Source organism: Antarctobacter heliothermus (genome assembly GCF_002237555.1).
In the GTDB taxonomy this organism is placed as follows: domain Bacteria; phylum Pseudomonadota; class Alphaproteobacteria; order Rhodobacterales; family Rhodobacteraceae; genus Antarctobacter; species Antarctobacter heliothermus_B.
The window spans coordinates 23,123-42,860 of sequence record NZ_CP022542.1; the positions used below are offsets into that span (position 1 = coordinate 23,123).

Sequence of the window (19,738 nt, forward strand, 5' to 3'; positions counted from 1 at the left end):
GGTTCTGCGCTTCTTCTGTCTGAAAATATCCCGGGGGAGTCGACCGTAGGGAGGCGGGGGGTCATGCTGGAAGCATGCCTTTGGCATGACGCCCCCCTTACACCCGCCTTTTCGCGATCCAGGCCTCGAGGTCTTTCAGGAACGCCTCATCCACCGCCTCACCGATCAAGGACACCTCACGGTTAGAGCGGCGCACAACCTGAACCGAAACCGGGTGGGATTTGGGCCTGTCGGGTCTTGCGGGTTGCAGCGTGCTGCGCAACAGCGCCAATTCCGCCTCGGCGGTCTCAGGGGCCTCTCGGCGCAGGGTTGCGGCCAGCTTTGCGGCCAGACCGGCATCCGCCTCCAGCGCCTGCGCCAGCGCCAGCCCCTGCCGTTCGCCAAGCGCGCGGGGGAACTGCAACGCCCCGTCCAGCGCACTGACGATGGTGGTGAAACTGCCGATTTTTGAGCGTTTGGCGCGGCTGGCGCTGGCAAACAGCCCGCGCAGCGCAGCCCCCGCATCGGCAAAGGCCCCGGCCTCGACCGCGCGCAGCACGATGCGTGCACGTTCATAATAGCTCAGGCCAGCACGGATCTCGTTTTCTTCGATCATCGCCACATAGGCGGCGGAACTGTCCTGCGGGCGGCGCAACAGCGCCAGCACCTCTGCGAACTGCGCCTCACCGGTCTCGGCATGCAACCGCTCCAGCGCCAGACAGCGCCGCCAGCCAGAGATCAGCCCATAGCGCGGCCCGTCTTTGTTGGGCCAGAGATCGACCAGATCCACCGGCGTCTGCTGGCCACGGGCGCGCAGGCTTTCGATCAGGGGGGCCATGTCGTCCTCGTCCACCGTCACCCGGTCGCGGGTCAGGTGGTCGCGGCGGATCTGCGCCAGCGGCACGGCGATCACCATGCGGCCCTGCGCGCGCGCCTGAGCCATGCTGTGGGCCATTTCCTCGGCGGCGGCGGTGGCGCTGGCCTCGCGGGCGACATCGGCGATGGGCGCGCGCAGCGGGGCGGCGACGGCGGATTTGGTCTCGGGCGCGGGCTCGAGGAACATCGGGTTGGCAGGGGTCAGGCGTTTGCGCTTGGCCATGTTATCTCCTCCTGAGGCTGTGCCCTAATCTGCGGCGCGGGGTTAAGAACATCTGAGGGCGGCGCGCGGTGGAGGGGCGGGCAAGGGGGCGCTGCCCCCGTCTCCCTACGGTCGTCTCCCCCGGGATATTTTCGGACAGAAGAAGCCGAATGTTTCGCGCGCGAAACATCACTCTGCCGCCTGAAGCGCGGCGCGTTCGTCCCGCCGCCAAGCGCCGATGACCAGCGATTTGACCGCCGCCCATGTGGCGTCAAAGGTTTCGCGCCCACGCACATAGGTCTCTCGGTTGAAGTCGCGGTAGTCGGCCTCGTAGATGCCCTGCACCTGTTCGCCCGCCTGCCCGATCAGCGCGGTGAACCCTTGTCGGTGCGGTGACAGGGTGGGACCAAGATAGCTTTGCATCAGGGCCGCCAGTTCGCCCTGTTGCGCGCCGTCATAGCGGGTGACGATGGCGCGGACTGCGTCCCACTCAAAGGCCAGTCCTTCGCGGCCAAGGGCGCGGGCGGCGATGTTCTCTGCCTCCTCAATGGAGCCGAAGGTGGAATGCAGCATGTCAAAGAACCGGCCCGTGCTGTCGAATTCGAGGAACGACGCCCCCAGCGGCACCAGCAGGATGTCGGCAGCCGCCAGCCCGTTGATCGTCAGGTAGCCAAGGGCGGGGGGCGTATCGAGAAAGATCAGGTCATAGTCATCCAGCACGCCGTCCGCCTCGAGGCTGTCGGTCAGCGCATCCCAGAGCCGCCAGCCGCGCGCCGCCATGCGCCAGACCGGGATCTGGAATTCCGCCCAATACAGGTTCAGTTGCGCGCCGATCAGGTCGATGTTGGGCCAGTGGGTTTTCTGGATCAGCTCCTGCGCGGTGGCATCCAGCGCCTCTGACAATGTGTCATCCAAGGGCTGTGGCGCCTCACCTCGGGCCGCGCGGGCCTGATTGTCCGCCTGCATGTGGCGGGCGTAGTGGCGCGCGAGCAGGGGAAAGACCGTCTGCCATTCATCCTCGACCTTGCCGCCAAAAATCGAGGTCATCGAGCCTTGGGAATCCAGATCGATCACCAGCACCTTGTAACCGTCGAGTGCTGCACTCATCGCTAGATGGGCAGCGGTTGAGGTCTTGCCCACGCCGCCTTTGAAATTCGCCACGGCGATCATTTTCGCCGGATGATCCTTGGGTCGGTAGGGCAGGTAGTTTTTCGACTTGGAGCCTTCGGCGGCAAAATGCGCGCGCAGGCGCAGCACCTCGTCAAAGCTGAACCACTTGGCGCCGCCGGTGGTCTCTGACCGTCCTTGCGGCAAGTCGGGGTTCTGTTTCAGCACCCGGCGGAAATGGCCCACGGCGACCGGGATCAGGTAGCGGGTGATTTCCCATGTGGAGAACAGCCGCAGGGTGCGCCCGCCGCCCTCTTCCAAGCCCCGGCTGCACAGATCGCCGCGCCCGGCGGCGCAAGCCTTGGCGATGCGTGCGAAATCCTGCGTGCGCGCGGGGGCCTCTAGCTGGGTCGCGGCGATATCGGGATCGATGCCGAAATAGGGGGGGAGATCGCTCATGGCGTTGGTCCTGTAATCCGCTTGTCGTCTGCTCGAACGGCGCGATGTGCGCTCTTTTTCTCAGAGTACTGGAAAAGGCCTGACATGGGAAGGAAATGCGGACATGGGCGGGTATTTTGCGTTCCCAAGCCTGTGCTGTGGTAAATCTGGACCATCCAGTGGTGTTAATTCAAGGTTATAGAATCCGTTAAGACAACAGATTTTCGTGCAACTCCTTGAAATTACGCCGCTTGGCGGAGTGGGGTGACTCTGATCCCACGTTTGGGCGACTCTGATCCCCCGAGGTTGCGACTCCGGTCCCCCGAAAGCGCGTGGCTTTTTTCCGGGGTCTGCTGGACGGGTCTTGTGGATAACTTTAGGGTGGGTGTCACTGAACCCCCGAAGGCGATTCCGGACAAACCGGGACGTGAAAACCGGGTGGGCATGAGGACGACATGGGCAGTACCACAGCGGGCGGGCTATTGCCCGACCGGCATCCGAATAGCGATTTCTTTGTCTGCGACATCTTCGATGCCTCGCCCAAGGACGATCTCGCCTCGATGGAACATCCGATTTTCTCACTGGCGACGCGGCCCGACACGCGGGTGCTGTCCTATGAGCACAATGGCATGTCGGTGCAGGTGACGCCCTCTGTCCGGGGGCGGGCGACGATCCACGACAAGGACATCCTGATCTATTGCATCAGCCAGTTGATGGCGGCGGTGAATGCCGGGCGCGCCGTATCGCGCCACCTGACGCTGCGCGCGCATGACCTGCTGGTGGCAACCAACCGCGATACATCCGGCGATGCCTATGCACGTCTCAAGGAGGCGTTCGAGCGGCTGGCCGGCACCCGCATCACCACCAATATCGCCACCGGGGGCGAGGAGACGACGCGCGGCTTTGGCCTGATCGAGGCATGGGAGATCGTGCGCAAGACGCGCGGCGGGCGCATGGTGTCGGTCCGGGTCACGCTGTCGGACTGGCTGTACCGGGCGGTGCTGTCGAAATCGGTGCTGACCCTGAGCCGCGATTATTTCCGCCTGCGCAAACCGCTGGAGCGGCGGATCTATGAGCTGGCGCGCAAACATTGCGGGCGGCAGAAATCATGGAAGGTGAGCGTGGCGGTGCTGCACAAGAAGGCGGGCAGTGCCGCCCCCGTGCGGGTGTTCCGGGCGGCGGTGCGCAAGATGATCGCACAGGACCACCTGCCGGATTACGCGCTGGAGGAGGTCGAGGGCGACATGCTGCAGGTCACCCGGCGCGACGAGGTGGTCGAGGCCATGGGTCCCAGCCTGCCGCCGCTGCTGCCCGAGACGTTGCAGGCGGCGCGGAGCTTGCGCCCCGGCGCGGATGTCTACGCTTTGGAGGCGGACTGGCGGGCGTGGTGGGCGGCCTCGGGCCGGGTGCAGGTGCGCAATCCCGACAAGGCGTTTTTGGGGTTCGTGGCCGGATCAGGCAAAGCCTGACAAACTCTCCAGTGGAGAGTTTGAGGCCACGACGGGCGGAGCCCCGGACGGGCCGGATCAGGCAAAGCCCCGGGGGCGACGAGAGCTTTTGCAGCCGAACCAGCGTGGCGGGCAGACCCCCGGCCTACGGGATGACATTGCCCCCCCATCGTACGCTGCCCTCAACCTCCGTTAACCTTGCCTGCCTAGCTCTATGCCCCGACGCTTCGAGGAGGGTTTCCCATGTCCGATGTCTCGGCGGTTTTGTCGCTGCCTTATCTGTTGCCCGCGCAGGCCCAGAAACATGTCACCCACAACGAGGCGCTGGGGCGGCTTGATGTGGCGGTGCAACTGGCGGTGATCGCGCGGGATCTGGCTGTGCCGCCTGCCGATCCGGGGCAGGGGGACCGCTATCTGGTGCCTGCGGGGGCCAGTGGCGATTGGGCCGGGCGGGACGGTGAGATCGCGGTTTATGACATGAATACATGGGTGTTTCAGGCGCCGGTGGCGGGCTGGTCCGCGCGGGTGCTGTCCGAGGATGCGCAGGTCCGCTTTGATGGCACCGCGTGGCAGGATGGGCTGGGCGCGCTGCATGTCGATACGCTGGGTGTGAACGGTGCGGCGGATGCCACCAACCGGCTGATGAGCGTGGCCCCCGCCACGCTGTTGACCCATGACGGCGCGGGGCACCAGTTGAAGGTGAACAAGGCCGCCGAGACCGACACCGCCAGCCTGCTGTTCCAGACCGATTGGTCGGGCCGCGCCGAGATGGGCACCACCGGCACCGATGAATTTGCCATCAAGGTCAGCGCCGATGGCGCGGCGTGGCAGACCGCGCTGGCCTTTGACGGGGCCAGTGGCACGGTGTCTGGGGCGGCGGTGCAGAACGCCCCCACTGACACCGGTGCGGGCAAGCTGGCGCGGGCGGATTACGCCTATGGCCCCGGCAACCTGCTGGGCGGGGTGGCGCAGGCGGGGGGAATCCCCACCGGCGCGGTGCTGGAGAGCGGGACCAACGCCAACGGCAGCTATCTGCGGCTGGCGGATGGCACGCAGATCTGCTGGCAGCAGATGCCCTCTAGTGCGGCGGGTCAGACGCTGTGGCTGTATCCCGCAGGGTTCGCGGCAGGCAGCGTGCCGATCATACAGGCCACGGCGCAGGTGCAGACCGCGCATTTCGCCAGCACCGGCGCGCCTTCGGCCGCAGGAGTGAATTTTTCGGTCTGGGGGCTGTCGGCGGCGCGGGTGGCCTATGCCACCGGGCTGTTGGCCATCGGGCGCTGGATCTGAGGAGCCATGCAATGACACTGACAGTTACATTCGCCCCGGTGCGCCGGGAAGAGACGCTGGTGCTGGAACGGCAGGGCGAAACCCTGATTGCCAATGGCGTGATGCATGATCTGGCCGCGCTGGCGGCAGAAGCGGGCGACACCCCCGGCGAGGGCTGGGTGGTGTCGGTCACGGCGGTCAAGGACGGCTACGCGGCACTGGTGCTGCTGCCGCACGGGGCGGATGCGCCCGAGGCGGTGCGCTTTCCGCAGCCAGTGATTGTGACAGAGGATGGGACGGTGACGCTGCCGGGATCAAAACCGGCGCGGCGTCGGCGCAGGACGCTGTAGACTGCGGGGCGGGGGAAACCCCGCCCTGCGGGTTTGTTTCGGAGGTGGCGCTTAGCTGCGCGCGTAGACGTCCTCGTAGCGGATGATGTCATCCTCGCCCAGATAGCTGCCGGTCTGCACCTCGATCAGCACCATCGGCACCTTGCCGGGGTTTTCCATCCGGTGCACCGCGCCCAGCGGAATATAGACCGACTGGTTTTCGGTCAGCAGCTTGACGTCCTCGTCCACGGTCACCTTGGCGGTGCCCTGCACGACGATCCAGTGTTCCGACCGGTGGTGGTGGCTTTGCAGAGACAGTGCCGCACCGGGGTGCACGTGGATGCGTTTCACTTGAAAGCGGTCGGCGAGGATCAGCGTTTCGAACCAGCCCCATGGGCGGTGATCGACCGGAAAGCTGGTCGCCTGCTTGGCGCCACGATCCTTGAGCACCTTGACCGCCTTCTTGACGTTCTGCGCCTCTGACAGGTCGGCCACCATGACCGCGTCGCGCATCGCCACGGCGACCACGTTTTTCAGCCCGATGCCGACCAGTTCCTGATCGCTGGATTCGGCGCGCAGCAGGGTATGTTCGCAGTCAAAGGCGATGGCATGGTCAGAGACTGCGTTGCCGTTCTCGTCGCGGTCCGATTCCAGCCAGACCGATTCCCAGCCACCCAGATCGGTCCAGTGACCGTCAAAGCGCACAGCCGACAGGTTGGGTGCTTTTTCCATGACGGCAAAGTCGATCGACTCGTCCTCGACCTTTGCCCAGAGTTCTGGGTCGATGCGGGTAAAGCCCAGATCGCTTTGCGCTGCCTGCATGGCGGCGGCGACGCCGTCGAGGATCTCGGGCGCGTAGGTCCTGAACGCCTCGACCAGCACCGAGGCGCGGGCCAGAAAGACACCCGCATTCCACAGATAACGCTTGTCGGCAAAAAGCTCTTCGGCGGTTTTGGCGTCAGGCTTTTCGACAAAGCGTTCCAGTTTCAGCACGCCGTGTTCCTCGGCGCCGGTTTCCAGCCAACCATAGCCGGTCTCGGCCCGGCTGGGGGCGATGCCGAAGGTCACGATCTGGCCCGCCTCGGCGGCGGTCTTGCCGGCCAGCACCGCCTCGCGGAACAGTTCAGGCTGCGAGATGGCGTGGTCCGAGGGCACCAGCAGGATCATCGCGCTCGGGTCCTGTGCCATGGCGAACAGGGCGGCGGCGGCGGCGGCGGGCGCGGTGTTGCGGCCTTCGGGTTCGATCAGGATGCCCGAGGGTTTGACGCCGATCTCATCCAGTTGTTCGGTCACGATGAACCGGAACGGGTCGCCGGTCACCACCAGCGGTTCGGCAAAGCCGATCCCGGCAAAGCGGCGCGCCGAAGCCTGAAACAGGCTTTCGTCGCCCACGACCTCGGCGAACTGCTTGGGGTAGGATTTGCGGGACAGCGGCCAGAGGCGGGTGCCGGAGCCGCCACACAGAAGAACCGGAAAGATCATGAATCAATATCCTTGTGCTGGAGGAAAATACTCAAACCGCATCCCCGGCAGCCTCTTCGCACAAGAGCGCCACAAGCCCGGTGGGCAGGGGGTCGGACGGAGGCGGGCCCTGATGGAACATGGTCTGGACAATTGGGGCCTCGGGGCTGGTGTCGATGCCTATCTGCACCACGCCGCCGGGTATCTCAACCCCACCCGCGCCACGGCCAAGGACCAGTTGCCGCAGTTGCTGCGGCGGCTGGCCCGGACCGTGGGGTACCTGCGTGACGTAGCACCCCAGATCCGTCTGATCCGCCTCAAGCCGGATCACCGGCCCGTTGCCCCCGGTCACGAGAATCGCCGCCAGCGCACGGCCCGGCGCGGCAAGGGTGAGACCATCCTCAAAAGGCGCAAAGGGGCAGGGGGTACCGGCAAGGTCGAATGTTTCGGGTGTCCCGGCGGGGCGCCGCAACCGCAGGGCAAGAGCGTCGAAATGCGCCGCGCGGTCAGGCGGTGAGACCGGCACCCGCGCGTCGCTCAGCGCCATCAGTGCCGCCTCGGCCATCCGGCGCGGCAGGTCGGTCTCTGGATCATACAGTGCGTTGCGTGCGTACCAGCGGGCCGGGTCGGCGGGGCCTCGTTCCAGCACCTCGATCAGGCGGTCGGTGTCCAGCACCGTCAGGCCATAGCGGGCAAACAGCGCGCGCAGCCCGGTGACATAGGGATCGTCCCGGCCTTGGGCTGTCTGCATCTTGGTGCGGGTCAGCAGGGGCACAAAGGGGCGGTTCTCACGCAGGCACAGCTGCAACAGCCATTCGACATGATAGAGCAGGCTGTCCAGGTCCTGCCCGCCGGTCAGGTGGGTGTATTCGTTGATGCCTTGTTCCCAGATCACCGCCGCCCCCGGCGTGTCGGTGCCCTGCGCCAGCATCCGGTAGAGCCCTGTGGCCGATGTGCCCGCTGCGGTCGACAGGCTCTGCGCCTCTACCAAGGCGCTGTAATCGCGGCGCATCAGCTGGCCCCAGCCGTCAGCCGCCATGGCATTGGCCCCGCCCAGTTGCAGCGCGCGCGGCAGCGGCGGCGTGTCGGTCGGCCCCTCTGCGGCTTTTGGCGGGGTGCGGGGACCAACCCGCAAGGTCGGGCGGCAGCGTGCCATCAGCGCATCGGGGATGTCCAGCGCCTTGAAAAACCCCACTCGGGCCACCGCGCCTTTGGAAAATTCCGTCTCAAAGGGCCAGGCCGCCAGCGTGCCGCGCCCGTGCAGGGCAAAGGTGATCTCGTCGCGCAGTCCGGCCCAGTCCGGCTGCGGCTCATAATGGCTCAGGTAGATGTCCAGATCGCCGACAAAGGCCCCCTGCCGGACCATCTGGGCGTGCAGGTTTTCCAGCCAGGTGTCGGGGTCGCGTTCAAAGATCGCAACGGTCGGGACAAACCCGGCCAGTTCGCGGGCCAGCACGTTCAGGATCGGGCAGAGGCTGGGGTAGATCTCTGTCTCGACATGGCCGTGTTCGACATGGCCCAACGGGGGGCCCAGCAGGGCCTCGTCGCTCAGCAGGGCCAGCGGCGCGCTCTGATTGCGGATGTCCTCGGCCAGATCGCGTGCGGCCTGTGTCAGCGCCGCTTTTGCGTCCGCCCGCCCGCGCGCGCAGCCCATTGCCGCGTCGCGCAGCGCCTCGACCAGCGGATCATCGGGCAGGTACAGTGCCAGATGGGGGGCAAGGATGTTGGCGTGATCCTCCAGCCACTGGCGGATCAGACCGGCGCCGGTCTGGTGATAGCCGACATGAAGGATAAGCCGCTTGCCGGTCAGAAGGAGCCGTTCGCCTGTCATGTGGCAGCCGCCCCGAGCCTATCGAGGATCGCCCGCATCCGCGCGCCGTAACGCGCCGCAATCGCCTCTTGCGAGAAATCGCGCCGCACCCGGTCCAGCGCGGCGGTCGTGCGGGCGGCGCGGGTGTCGGGGTCGTGATACAGCGCGCGCATCTGCGCGGCGGCGTGGTCCAGATCCGGTTCGGCCCACATCTGCCCCGGACGGACAAAGATGTAATCCTGCGGGCCGACCTCTGTCAGGGTGTAATCCACCAGCCAGCAGGTGTCCGCGTCGCAGAAATCCATATTGCCGGAATAGGCGGTGGCCAGCACCGGCAGGCCAAGGTTCATCGCCTCGATCATGCCAAAGCCCCAGCCCTCGGAGCGGTGCAGCGAGACATAGGCATCCGCGCCCTTTTTCAGTTGCAAGACCTCTGCATAGGGCAGGGTTTCGTCAATCATGGTGATGCGCGGATCGGCCTGCAGGGCGGCGTCGATCCTGTGCCACAGCGCGGCCTGCGCCGGGTCCGCCACCCGCGCGCGGTTCTGCGTCTTGAGCACCAACCGCACGGGCGGGCCACCCGGCGCGTCCTTGGGAAAGGCGCGGGAAAACGCCTCGACCACCCCAAGGGCGTTCTTGCGCATCAAGAATGAGAAACTGTCGAAGGTGACGAGAAAGGTGAAATCCTCCGGCGCGGCACCGATCCGCGCCTCCAGCCGCGCGCGGGCGGGGGCGCGGGGGATATCGGGCAGATCCTCATAGCTCATGCCGACGGCGGTGACGGGTTTGTCCGTATGGGGCTGGAACACATCGACGCCGAATTGCGGCGCGACCCAGAGTTCATCTACCAGATCGATCCCCAGCGGATGGCAGGCGCCGGGGCTGTCCAACTCCCAGAACGGATAGGCGATGTTGTAGCTGCCGGAAAACACATCCGGCAGATAGGCGGCGGCCAGCGGCAGCGCCTCGACGTTGATGTGCCACAGGTTGACGCGGGCGGGGCGCAGATCGGCCAGCGCGCGGGCGCGGGCGGCATCCTCGGGCGAGGGATTGTCGAGGGTGAAATCGACCCGGTGCACATGATAGCCCGCGCGTTCCAGCATCAGGGCCGACAGCCGTGTCGCCTGTCCCAGCCCAGAGGCCTTGCCAAAGGGGCCGATGATCTGGATCTCCACGAGGGCGTTTGCGGGGCTGTTTGCGGGTGCGCCGTCTGGCGGGGCAAAGCGGGCAAATTCCGCCCGGTGCCCTTCGGCGGTGAGGCTGGTGAAACACATGCGGTCCAGATCGAACCCCGCCGCCCGCAACGCGTGGGCATATCCGGCCCGGTCAAGCCGGGGCAGCGGCGTGCCCATCGACGCACAGAAATCCGCCAGCACGCCCCCCGACAGGGCGGCGTCTATGCTGGCGGGCGGGATGTAACGCAGGAAATCGGGCCGCGACAGCGCCAGGATCAGCACGGCACAGGTCAGGTCGCGTCGTCCCTTTTCGGTGTCGATGGGCAGGGGGATCAGTTCCGCAGTCTCTGCCCGCAGCCGCAGCAGGAATTCCGACAGTCCCCATGGCTGGACGGCGGCCCCCTCGGAGAGAGCAGACAGCGCCGCGATATGGTCGGGCGCCACCAGACAATCCTCACAATGCAGCGCCCAGGCCTGCCCGGCGGCCCATTGGTAGAGCCGGTCAAGCGCGCTGTTGGTCTCTGCGCCGGTGGTTTCGGCCCCGTCCCCCGAAAACAAGCGCGCGGCGCGGCTGAGGCCGCAGGGCCGGTCGTCTGTCATTGTCGGGGCGGCCGGCGCGTTCAACCAGGCGATCGCAGCGGCGGACAACGGGATCCGCAGCCCGCCGCGGGTGGCGCTGTAATCGCTCAGATAATGCGCAAGGAACCGGGGGATATCCTCGGGGATCCGGGCCGGATTAAACCGGGTGTCCAGCCGGTCGCGCAGGCGCAGGAATTCCGCGTAGGCAAAGAGCGGCGCAGGCAGGTCGCCGCCGTTCAGGTAGTCCTGGGTGCCAAACATCCGGCTCTGCGCCGGCGGGGTGGGGCGGGGTGCCCAGGCCGGGGGCGCGGGGGCGGCCAGACGGTGCGCCAGCCGTGTCAGATCCGCGTACAGCCGCCGGGCCAGCGGGGCCCTGTCCGGCCCCAGCGGTGCGGCGTGCGGGGCTGTGGCGGGGGGGGCGGGCCGCCAATGGCCCAGCACATGCGCGCGCGGGCACATGACCCGCACCTCGGCCAAGCCGCCGTTGGCCGCCACCATGTCACGGATCTCATCCGTCAGCAGCAGGACAAACCCGCCGTGGCCAGAGCTATACCCCAGCGCCGCCACATCGCCACGATAGGCATGGGCCGGGGCCTGCGCCAAAAGCGCGCCTTTGACATAAAGCCCCACCCTGACGGGGCGGCGGGCCGGGACCAGCTGCACCCAGCCCACCAGCGCGCCGCCGATCTCGCCATCCAGATGTCCGCGAAAGCCGCGCAACCGTGCGGCTGGACCGCGCAAGCGGCTGCGCAAGGCGTCAGGTAAGCGCATCGTCGTCGGATCTTGCCATCATCTCGGCCAGCTGTTCGACGCTGACCTTGGGCGTCCAGCCCAGCTGAACGTGCGCCTCATAGCCCTTTTGCAGCAAAAGCCGGGCCAGATAGCTGCCATCCTGTCCCGTGACGCCTGTGATGAACGCTTTTTTCATGTCTTGGCTCAAATCGGGGCTCAAAAAAACTGCTGTATCTTTGAAAGGTTCTTCATGGCGAGGGTGCCAGCCCCGCCTACACCATTGCCCCTGATGGCGCGATAGTCCTCGGCGCTCTTCTGGATGATTTTCCGGATCGACTTGTTGCTTTCGCCGCCGACCCGCATCTTGACAAACACCTCCGGCACATAGGCCAGACGAATGCCGCCCTTGGCGAGATAACGCAGCATGGCGTCATAATCCGCCGCGATGCGAAAAGAGGTGTCATACAGCCCCCATGTGTCAAAGACCGCGCGCCGCAGGTAGAGCGTGGGATGCGGCGGCATCCAGCCGGTTCTGAGCCGGGACGGCGCGTAGGCCCCTGAACGCCACTTGCGGATGATGCGGGTCACGTCATCGGCCGCCACATAGTCGAGATCGCCATAGACGCCATCGACTGCGGGGTCGGCCATGGCCTTGGCCACGGTGCTCAGCACATCCGGCGCGGCAAACAGATCGTCCGAATGCATCAGCCCGACAATATCGCCGGTGGTGCGCGCGATGCCCTTGTTGATGCCGTCATAGATGCCGCCGTCCGGTGCGCTTTGCAGCGACACTTGGGGGCCGGCGGCGCCCCGGATCACGTCAAGCGTGCCGTCCTGCGATCCGCCATCCTGAATGACGTGCTCGACGTCGGGATGATCCTGGGCGGCGACACTGCCGATCGCCTCGGCAATGGTCTTTTCACGGTTGAAAACAGCCGTGACGACGGAAATCTTGGGCAAAGGGGGCCCCTTTATAAAAAGACGTGTCTACAGGGCAGGGGTTACCCGTTCCGGGGCGCAAGGCAAAGTCTCGCTCTGCGCTGCAGCGCGAATTTTTGCCCAAATGTCCCCCAAATCCCCCCTGGGCGCGTTCCGGGTGCCTGCGATCCGCGCACGTCGGCGGGTTGTGTCGGGCCGTGGCTATGGCGGGGCGCATGATGCCGTATCGCGTTTGCCCGCCAGATGGCCTAGATGAGCCCTTGTTTGCAGTAAAAAGCGTAACACGTTCAAGCGACAAGGCCGCAGAAAGGGAAACGGCATGACCCATTCGGACCTTTCGGCAGAGATGGCCGAAACAGATGCCTGGATCTCTGCCAGTCTGCGCAAGGATCCCCCGGATGGCCTGCGGCATCCGCCGCTGGACACCGCCGCGCTGATCAGCCGGGTGGCCTATCACGGTGTCGCCGGCCTGCTTGCCGAAGATGCGGCCCTGATGGCGCGCCTGCCGGACGAGGTTGCACAGGGCATACAGGACATCGCGCGCGGGCACGCCTTTTGGGAACTGGCGCACCGGCGTCTCCTGACCCGGCTTGCGCCGGATCTTGCCGCCGCCGGGATAGCGCCGCTGATCCTGAAGGGAACGGCGCTGGCCTATTCGGTTTATGACAAACCGACCCTGCGGCCCCGGGGCGACACCGATGTGGTGGTCGCCGAGGCGGATTACGACCGCTCCCAGGAGATCCTGAAGGCGCATGGCTTTTCGTTGGCTTTTGCGCCCGGAGGGCAGATCGTTTCGTCGCAATGCTCTTATGAAAGGCACGACGGACACGGGCTGCACCATGTCATCGATCTGCACCGCCAGACGAACAATCACGCGGCGCTGGCGGGGGTGTTCCCCTATGCGGAATTGCGGGCGCGGGCCGAACCGCTGGACCGCCTTGCGCCGATGCTGCTGCGCCCCGGTCTTGTCGATGCGATGCTGTTCGCCTGTTATCATCGGTTCATGCATATCGCCAAACCGATCACCGTGACGGGCACATCCCATCTCAGTGAAAACCGCCTGATCTGGCTGCTGGACATGGTCAGGATCGCGCGGTTCCTTTCGGACAGCGACTGGGAGACTCTGGTGGCGCGCGCCCGCGACAAGGGACTTTTGCGGATCTGCCACGGCTCTCTGGTCGCCGCGCGGGACTGGGCCGGACTGGTCCTGCCCGCCCCGGTGCTGCAAGCGCTTGAAGCGGCGCCGCCGGATGAGCCGCCGGTGCGGTTTCTCAGGGCAGGGCGCGCGGGCAGGCTGATGGCCAATCTGGCCGCCACCCCCGGAACGGGCCAGAGATTGGGCTTTCTGTGGGAAACCGCCTTTCCCCCCGCCGCGTATATGCGCGAGGCTTTTGGCCATGCCGGGCGGCCTGAACCCCTGCCCAAGCTGTACCTGCGGCGGGCCCTGCGCGGCGTGGCGGCGCTGACGCGGAAGGGGAGCACTGATCTATGAAGCTGACAAGAGTCCTGCGGTTCGGGATCCCCTACCGGGTCAGCCTGACGGTTGCGCTGGCCTTTCAGCTGATCGAAACCGGCGCCGCGCTGTCGATCCCGTGGGTGGGGGGCAAGCTGGCAGGCGGTCTGATCGGCAGCGGCGACTTCGGCATCGCCCCCATCGCCCTGGCCCTGATCGGGCTTTTTGCGCTGCGCACGGCGCTGCGGATCGCTAGCGGCATCGCCATCATGGCCACCGCCGAGCGCATTCTGGCCGATCTGCGCACCCAGCTGTACACCCATTTCCAAAGCCTGCCGGTCCGGTATTTCCACAACCAGCGGCCCGGCGATCAGGTCGCCGTGCTGACCCGGGACGTGGACAATATCGCAGACTATCTGACATCCAGCCTGATCGGGCTGGTGCCCACCGTCCTGACGCTAATCGGCGCGCTGTTCCTGATGCTGCGCCTTGATCCCGCGCTGGCCTGGCCGCTGGCGATGGCGGTGCCGGTCTTTGTCCTGATGACCAAGCTGGCCTATCGCAGAATGCGCCCGCTGTCGCGGGATCTGCGTGAAAACTATGGTGCGGGGGTCTCTCTGGCCGAGGAAAATCTGGCCATCCTGCCCGCGATCAAGACCTTTTCCCAAGAGGCGCGCGAAGCAGCCCGCTACGCCCATTTGGTCCATCGCCAGCGGGATCTGGGGATCCGCGTCGGGCGGATGCTGGTGACAATCGGCCCGGCGTTGCGGTTCGTCGCGGCGGCGGCGGTGATTGTCGTGCTGTGGCTGTCGGGGGATCGGCTGCGCTCTGGGGATCTGCCGGTGGCTGAACTGGTCAGCCTGCTGCTCTATGCCGGGCTGCTGACAGAGCCGATCTCGGGGCTGGCCGGGTTCTGGGGCCGCACCGAGGGCGCGCGCGGCGCGCTGGAACGGTTCGAAAGCGTGCTGGATGAACCGGCCGAGGACATGATCTCGGGCCTGCAGCCCGACACCATCGCGGGTGAGATCCGCTTTGAGGATGTGTCGTTTGCCCATTCCGGGCGCAAGGGCACGCTGGAGAAGGTCAACCTGACCGTGCCGGCGGGCCGTGTGCTGGCGCTGACCGGCGAGAACGGCGCGGGCAAGAGCACGCTGGTCGATCTGATCCTGCGCTTCAACGAGCCGGACGCCGGGCGGGTGCTGCTGGATGGCACCGACCTCCGCGACCTGAACCTCGCGGCGCTGCGCGGGTTGATCGGCGTGGTGCCGCAGCAGACCCTGCTGTTCGACGGCACCCTGCGCGACAATATCGTCTTTGGACGGCCCGACGTGTCCGAGGCGGCGCTGCTGCGTGCCATCGAACTGGCCCGCGCGGAGGATTTCATCCGCGCGCTTCCCGATGGGCTCGACACCACCGTGGGGTCGCGCGGGGTGCGCCTGTCGGGGGGACAGCGGCAACGGATCGCGCTGGCCCGCGCGCTGGTAAAGGACCCGCCGATCCTGATCCTGGATGAGCCGACCGCCATGTTCGACCCCGAGGGAGAGGCGGCCTTTGTCGCCTCGGCGCGCGATGCGCTGGCGGGACGCACGGTGGTCCTGATCACCCACCGCCCGGCCAGTCTGGCGCTGGCGGACATGACGGTGCGTCTGGCAGCGGGCCGTATCGTACCAGTGGGCAGTGGCCCGACCGGGGAGGGAACGGCATGAGCGGCATATGCGGACTGTGGGATCTGCGCGGCGCGGCGCTGCCGCCGGATCCGCTGGCGCCGGTCATGGCGCGACTGCGCCGCCGCGGGCCGGACGGGGCAGAGGTCTGGCAGGACGGGGCGGTGGCGCTGGGACATGCCAGCCTTGTCACCACCCCCGAGGCGGCGCTGGAGCAGTTGCCTTTGCGGCACGGGGACACCGGCTGCGTGATCACCGCCGACGCGCGTCTGGACAACCGGGAGGTGCTGCTGACGGCGCTGGGGCTGGACCGGGCCGGGGGCGTTATCGGTGACGGCGCGCTGATCCTGCAGGCCTACCTGCGTTGGGGTGAGGACTGCGTTGATCACCTGCTGGGGGATTTTGCCTTTGCGATCCGCGACCCGCGCCGCAACGCGGTCTTTTGCGCGCGCGATCACATGGGCATGCGGCAGCTGATCTACACGTACCAGCCCGGTCGGCTTTTTGCCTTTGCCACCGACGCCCGCGCGCTGGTGACGCTGGAGACCGTGCCGAAGCGGCTGAACGAGGCGCGGGTGCTGGATTTCCTCGATTTCCAGCTCGAGCCGGTGGATGACGAGGTGACCTTTTTCGAGGAGGTCTTGCGCCTGCCGCCTGCGCATTGTCTGATGGTGGACGCAGATGACCTGAGGCTGCGGCGCACCTGGCGGCTCGAACCGGAGCAGCCGCTGCGCCTGTCCTCGGATGCTGAATATGCCGAGGCCTTCACCGAGGTCTTCACGCAGGCGGTGCGCGCCCGGCTGCGCAGCCCCGAGACACCCGGTGCGATGCTAAGCGGGGGGATGGATTCGGGCTCAGTCGCCGCGGTGGCGGCGGGTCTGCTAGCCGAAGATGGTCGGGGGCCGTTGCCGACGTTTTCGGGCACCGGCCCCGATGTCAGCCGCCTTGAGACGCGGCTTGTGGCGGCGGCCATGGGCCTGCCGGACATCGCCCCGACCGCCGTCCGGCATGACGATCTCGGCGCGCTGCTACCGGCACTGCGGGCCTGGATCGACGACCTAGACGATCCGTTCGACGGACATATGACGATGATCGCCGCCGTCTACATCACTGCTGCACGGGCGGGCGTGAAAGTCATGTTGGACGGGGTCGGTGGTGATACGGCGTTTTCTCAGGGAAACGTACTGAGGCACGCCCTGGCTGAGAGAAGGATCCGCGATATCCCGCGGATCGCCCGCGACACGTCGCTCGAGACAGGGCGACGACGGGATTTCTGGCTGACCTTCGCCCAGGCGGGGTGGGGCTTGCTGGTGCCGCCGGCGATCCGCCGGCAGCGCACCCCGCTGACTGCCCTGCGCGACCGCCGCCGTGAACATCGCCATATCGAACAGAGCCTCGCGGCGCCGGAGCTGATTGCCAAACATGACCTGGCGGGGCGCCGAGCGCGCCTTGTGGCGCATCTCAAGGCACACGACCTAGACCAGGTGGCGCACCGTGCGGCCGGGATGACCTCGCCGAACATGATCGTCGGACGGGAACGCTATGACCGGACCGCGGCTGCCCAGGGAATCGAGCCGCGCGACCCGTTCTGCGATATCCGTTTGCTGTCATTCATCCTGTCCCTGCCCGAAACGCAGCTTTTCCGGGAGGGATTCCGCAAGTATCTCCTGCGTCGCGCGATGGCCGGACGCCTGCCCGATGCCATCCGCTGGAACCGGTTCCGCGATCATCACGGGTACGATTTCAACAAGGCGCTCTTCGCTGCCTCACCGGATCTCGGTCACGCTGTGCTGTCCTGCCACGAATTTACGCAGCGCATGGTCCGAAGCGACGTCGCGCCGCTGCTGTGTGACCGTGACAACGCCTGGAATCTTGGCCTTTGGAGCAGGATCGTGTTTCTTGATGTCTGGGTGAAGATGAACCGGCATTGAACTGCACAGAGCGGTATGGTATCGCGAGCATATATTCGAGTCAGGCGCCAACCAAGGTAGAAAATAATGAGTGAAATTTCCAACGAAGCCTGTGCGTGTGAACAAAACATGCGGAAAACCTATGTTACGCCGAGCCTTGAGATTTTTGGTGAGGTCGCAGTTTTGACCGCGAGCGGTTCACAGCAAATCCAAACCGAGACCACGACCGGCAGCGGTTGTTCCGGCAACCCAAACAGAAACAGGTGCTGATCGGCAGGGTCTGAACACATCGGTCGATGTTCGGGGATGTTTGCAGCGGCGCACCGCGCACCACCTCTGAGTGTGTCGGGCCGCTGAAAGCCCTCTGCGCCCGTCACGGGTGGCGGGTGGCCATCTCTGGAGATTTGCCCGCATCTTCTCCGTGCGCGGTACCCTCTTGGTCTGATCCGCAAAACTCTTTACGGGTTTCCCGTATAGTCGACGATTTCGGCGTGCTGATTGTCAATTTCCTCAACTTGGCCGTCGCGGAAGTTTCGCCGCCATCTAATACCATCCAGGTCTTTCCCCTTGTCCCCGGCCTGTCCCCACACACGCTCGAGCATTTTGTCCTGGACGTCCTGCTGCCGCGTCTCATCGCAGAGGACGCCCCGCTGGTCGTGCACGGCGCCCTCATGTCCCGTGGCGACGACGGCATCTGCCTAGTAGGGGACTCCGGACGCGGTAAATCTACCCTCTCTGCGGCACTGCGGGCCGCTGGCTGGGACTTTCACGGCGACGACGCGCTGGTGCTGCGGCCCGATGGCGCGGGCATCACAGCCCAGGCGACCTACCCCAGCCTGCGGTTGCTGCCGGATTCGCTGCAGCAGCTGTTTCCCGAGCCGCCGGCCGGCCTTTCGCCGGTGGCGGATTACCTAGACAAGTACCGTTTCGACCCCGGTAATATGGCGGATCCGACCCTGCCGTGCCGCCTGCGCGCGGTCTTTGTGCTGGGCGGGGACGTCGGCACCGCAGCGGCGACGGCGCTCACCGCCTCTCGGCTCTGCATGACCCTGATCGGGCAAGCCTTCGCGCTGGACCCGTCGGACCCGAAGGGAGCGCATGCCCGCCTATCCGCGGCCAGCGCCGTCGCCGCAGCGGTACCCGGCTTCATGCTGGATTATCCGCGCGACTATGCCTGCCTGCCCGAGGTCATCGAGAAAATCGGCGCCATCCTGTTGGAGGCTGGGCAGAATGAAGCAGCCGGTCCCGCCGATCGAAACGAATAAGTATAAGTAACTAAATAACTAAGTAACATATTCCGTCACCAGCTGGGGCGTGATGGTCAGGTCAGGTCCCCGCCTAGCGGCCTATGCCTAGTCGTTGCGCCGCACGATCACGCCCAGCTGGATCTGGACCGACATTGCCTGTCCCGGATCGACCGGGCCACCCCGCTCGAGACCATCGCGCGAGAGGCTATAAAGAAGGCGCCGGGGCGTGAGGTATTTCGCGGACTTTGCCGCGCGTTACCACGACGTGGGCTGAGGCCGCCGCTCATACCGGGCGGGGGCACGCAGATTGTCTGCGGCCCTGCCACCTGATAGCAGTTTGCGGTCTCGTTCCCGCTACCCTTTTCCCTGACTCACTCCCATGCTGCCCGGAGGCCCTTCCAGATGGACCACAACACGTTTTACAAAACCCATCCCGATGTGGTGTCGACCCAGACCGGCGATGAACTTGTCCTGCTCAGCTTCAAGACGGACACTTATTACGGCCTGAACCCGGTCGGCGCCCACATGTGGGCGCTTCTTGGCGAGGGGGCCTCGGTAGAGACGCTCTGCGCCACGCTGGTGGCGGAATACAGCGTCCCCGAAGAGGTGCTGCGCCGCGATGTCGTGGCGGTGATGACGGATCTTGACGCCCAGTCCCTGATCGTCGCGCAAGAGGGCTGAGCGTTTGCGGGCCCTGCGCAAGGTCACGCCGCGCCGCCTGGCGGATGTGGCCCGGGCCGCCGCGCTGCTGGGCCAGGCGCGGCTGCGGACGCGCAGGGGCAGCTTGGCACGGGCCACGTGCATCGGCGACCCGCAAGCCCCCTGGCCGCCGCTGAGTGACGCTGAGCGCCGCATCATCGAGCGCACCGCCTGGGCCGTCGCGGTGGCGGCCCGCTACGTCCCGTGGCGTAGCGACTGCCTCGTTCAGGCGCTGGCAGCCCGAACATGGCTGGCGAGCCATGGGATCGAAAGTCGGCTGGTGATCGGCGTGCCCCGCCAGAAGGGCGCACAATTCGAGGCACACGCCTGGCTGCTCAGCCACGGGATCACGGTGACGGGTGGCAACGTGGCGCGTTATAACGCCTTTCCCGCAGCCTGAGCCGCGTGAGGTGTATTGTGA

The 19,738-nt window shown here is 66.1% G+C and carries 15 protein-coding genes and 1 pseudogene; 9 read left to right on the forward strand and 7 right to left on the reverse strand.

Annotated elements, in window-relative coordinates:
- Nucleotides 1-97: 97 nt before the first annotated feature.
- Nucleotides 98-1,078, reverse strand: a complete 981-nt coding sequence (locus ANTHELSMS3_RS24505) for a ParB/RepB/Spo0J family partition protein (protein WP_094037638.1) — start codon at nt 1,076-1,078, stop codon at nt 98-100.
- A 168-nt stretch (nt 1,079-1,246) separates the two neighbouring features.
- Nucleotides 1,247-2,623: an AAA family ATPase gene (locus tag ANTHELSMS3_RS24510; protein ID WP_094037639.1), complete on the reverse strand. Its 1,377-nt coding sequence runs from the start codon at nt 2,621-2,623 to the stop codon at nt 1,247-1,249.
- 434 nt (nt 2,624-3,057) lie between these two features.
- On the opposite strand from ANTHELSMS3_RS24510, the gene ANTHELSMS3_RS24515 reads away from it, so the two are divergent.
- The 3 genes from ANTHELSMS3_RS24515 (at nt 3,058) to ANTHELSMS3_RS24525 (ending at nt 5,669) form a co-directional block, all read left to right on the forward strand.
- Nucleotides 3,058-4,071, forward strand: a complete 1,014-nt coding sequence (locus ANTHELSMS3_RS24515; RefSeq protein ID WP_094037640.1) for a replication initiator protein A — start codon at nt 3,058-3,060, stop codon at nt 4,069-4,071.
- A 222-nt stretch (nt 4,072-4,293) separates the two neighbouring features.
- Nucleotides 4,294-5,340 (forward strand): DUF2793 domain-containing protein, encoded by a 1,047-nt coding sequence (locus ANTHELSMS3_RS24520; RefSeq protein WP_094037641.1) that lies wholly within the window; start codon nt 4,294-4,296, stop codon nt 5,338-5,340.
- A gap of 11 nt (nt 5,341-5,351) precedes the next feature.
- Nucleotides 5,352-5,669, forward strand: a complete 318-nt coding sequence (locus ANTHELSMS3_RS24525; protein ID WP_094037642.1) for a hypothetical protein — start codon at nt 5,352-5,354, stop codon at nt 5,667-5,669.
- 51 nt (nt 5,670-5,720) lie between these two features.
- Here the strand turns inward: ANTHELSMS3_RS24525 and ANTHELSMS3_RS24530 are convergent, their stop codons facing one another.
- The 5 genes and pseudogenes from ANTHELSMS3_RS24530 to ANTHELSMS3_RS24550 all read right to left on the reverse strand — a co-directional run bounded on the left by ANTHELSMS3_RS24530 (nt 5,721) and on the right by ANTHELSMS3_RS24550 (nt 12,365).
- Nucleotides 5,721-7,130 (reverse strand): mannose-1-phosphate guanylyltransferase/mannose-6-phosphate isomerase, encoded by a 1,410-nt coding sequence (locus ANTHELSMS3_RS24530; RefSeq protein ID WP_094037643.1) that lies wholly within the window; start codon nt 7,128-7,130, stop codon nt 5,721-5,723.
- A 31-nt stretch (nt 7,131-7,161) separates the two neighbouring features.
- On the reverse strand, nt 7,162-8,940 hold the full coding sequence (locus tag ANTHELSMS3_RS24535; RefSeq protein WP_094037644.1) for a hypothetical protein: 1,779 nt from the start codon (nt 8,938-8,940) through the stop codon (nt 7,162-7,164).
- The gene (locus tag ANTHELSMS3_RS24540; RefSeq protein ID WP_094037645.1) at nt 8,937-11,444 is read right to left on the reverse strand and encodes a glycosyltransferase; all 2,508 of its coding nucleotides are present in this window, start codon (nt 11,442-11,444) and stop codon (nt 8,937-8,939) included. Before ANTHELSMS3_RS24540 ends, ANTHELSMS3_RS24535 begins: the two co-directional genes overlap by 4 nt.
- Before the next feature lie 70 nt (nt 11,445-11,514).
- A pseudogene (locus ANTHELSMS3_RS24545) lies at nt 11,515-11,601 on the reverse strand (GDP-mannose 4,6-dehydratase); the annotation flags it as partial.
- Between the two features lie 20 nt (nt 11,602-11,621).
- Nucleotides 11,622-12,365 carry a glycosyltransferase family 2 protein gene (locus tag ANTHELSMS3_RS24550; RefSeq protein ID WP_094037646.1) on the reverse strand — a complete coding sequence of 248 codons (744 nt, stop codon included), beginning with the start codon at nt 12,363-12,365 and terminating at the stop codon, nt 11,622-11,624.
- Between the two features lie 298 nt (nt 12,366-12,663).
- On the opposite strand from ANTHELSMS3_RS24550, the gene ANTHELSMS3_RS24555 reads away from it, so the two are divergent.
- The 6 genes from ANTHELSMS3_RS24555 to ANTHELSMS3_RS24580 all read left to right on the forward strand — a co-directional run bounded on the left by ANTHELSMS3_RS24555 (nt 12,664) and on the right by ANTHELSMS3_RS24580 (nt 19,717).
- Nucleotides 12,664-13,836, forward strand: a complete 1,173-nt coding sequence (locus ANTHELSMS3_RS24555) for a nucleotidyltransferase family protein (protein WP_094037647.1) — start codon at nt 12,664-12,666, stop codon at nt 13,834-13,836.
- Complete coding sequence (locus ANTHELSMS3_RS24560; protein WP_094037648.1) at nt 13,833-15,503, forward strand: ABC transporter ATP-binding protein; 1,671 nt, start codon at nt 13,833-13,835, stop codon at nt 15,501-15,503. The genes ANTHELSMS3_RS24555 and ANTHELSMS3_RS24560 overlap by 4 nt, the downstream gene beginning before the upstream one ends.
- 65 nt (nt 15,504-15,568) lie before the next feature.
- On the forward strand, nt 15,569-17,392 hold the full coding sequence (locus ANTHELSMS3_RS24565; protein ID WP_198319978.1) for an asparagine synthase-related protein: 1,824 nt from the start codon (nt 15,569-15,571) through the stop codon (nt 17,390-17,392).
- 470 nt (nt 17,393-17,862) lie between these two features.
- Nucleotides 17,863-18,636 carry a hypothetical protein gene (locus ANTHELSMS3_RS24570; RefSeq protein WP_094037650.1) on the forward strand — a complete coding sequence of 258 codons (774 nt, stop codon included), beginning with the start codon at nt 17,863-17,865 and terminating at the stop codon, nt 18,634-18,636.
- Nucleotides 18,637-19,020: 384 nt separating this feature from the next.
- Nucleotides 19,021-19,299, forward strand: a complete 279-nt coding sequence (locus ANTHELSMS3_RS24575; protein WP_094037651.1) for a PqqD family protein — start codon at nt 19,021-19,023, stop codon at nt 19,297-19,299.
- Between the two features lie 46 nt (nt 19,300-19,345).
- Complete coding sequence (locus ANTHELSMS3_RS24580) at nt 19,346-19,717, forward strand: lasso peptide biosynthesis B2 protein (protein ID WP_254694994.1); 372 nt, start codon at nt 19,346-19,348, stop codon at nt 19,715-19,717.
- Nucleotides 19,718-19,738: the final 21 nt, after the last annotated feature.

Bases quoted from the DNA above. Each gene is read 5' to 3' on its own strand.
- ANTHELSMS3_RS24530 (WP_094037643.1), bottom strand. From the start codon at position 7,130: ATGATCTTTCCGGTTCTTCTGTGTGGCGGCTCCGGCACCCGCCTCTGG.
- ANTHELSMS3_RS24535 (WP_094037644.1), bottom strand. From the start codon at position 8,940: ATGACAGGCGAACGGCTCCTTCTGACCGGCAAGCGGCTTATCCTTCAT.
- ANTHELSMS3_RS24555 (WP_094037647.1), top strand. From the start codon at position 12,664: ATGACCCATTCGGACCTTTCGGCAGAGATGGCCGAAACAGATGCCTGG.
- ANTHELSMS3_RS24540 (WP_094037645.1), bottom strand. From the start codon at position 11,444: ATGCGCTTACCTGACGCCTTGCGCAGCCGCTTGCGCGGTCCAGCCGCA.
- ANTHELSMS3_RS24565 (WP_198319978.1), top strand. From the start codon at position 15,569: ATGGCGCGACTGCGCCGCCGCGGGCCGGACGGGGCAGAGGTCTGGCAG.
- ANTHELSMS3_RS24515 (WP_094037640.1), top strand. From the start codon at position 3,058: ATGGGCAGTACCACAGCGGGCGGGCTATTGCCCGACCGGCATCCGAAT.
- ANTHELSMS3_RS24525 (WP_094037642.1), top strand. From the start codon at position 5,352: ATGACACTGACAGTTACATTCGCCCCGGTGCGCCGGGAAGAGACGCTG.
- ANTHELSMS3_RS24560 (WP_094037648.1), top strand. From the start codon at position 13,833: ATGAAGCTGACAAGAGTCCTGCGGTTCGGGATCCCCTACCGGGTCAGC.
- ANTHELSMS3_RS24510 (WP_094037639.1), bottom strand. From the start codon at position 2,623: ATGAGCGATCTCCCCCCCTATTTCGGCATCGATCCCGATATCGCCGCG.
- ANTHELSMS3_RS24505 (WP_094037638.1), bottom strand. From the start codon at position 1,078: ATGGCCAAGCGCAAACGCCTGACCCCTGCCAACCCGATGTTCCTCGAG.
- ANTHELSMS3_RS24575 (WP_094037651.1), top strand. From the start codon at position 19,021: ATGGACCACAACACGTTTTACAAAACCCATCCCGATGTGGTGTCGACC.
- ANTHELSMS3_RS24520 (WP_094037641.1), top strand. From the start codon at position 4,294: ATGTCCGATGTCTCGGCGGTTTTGTCGCTGCCTTATCTGTTGCCCGCG.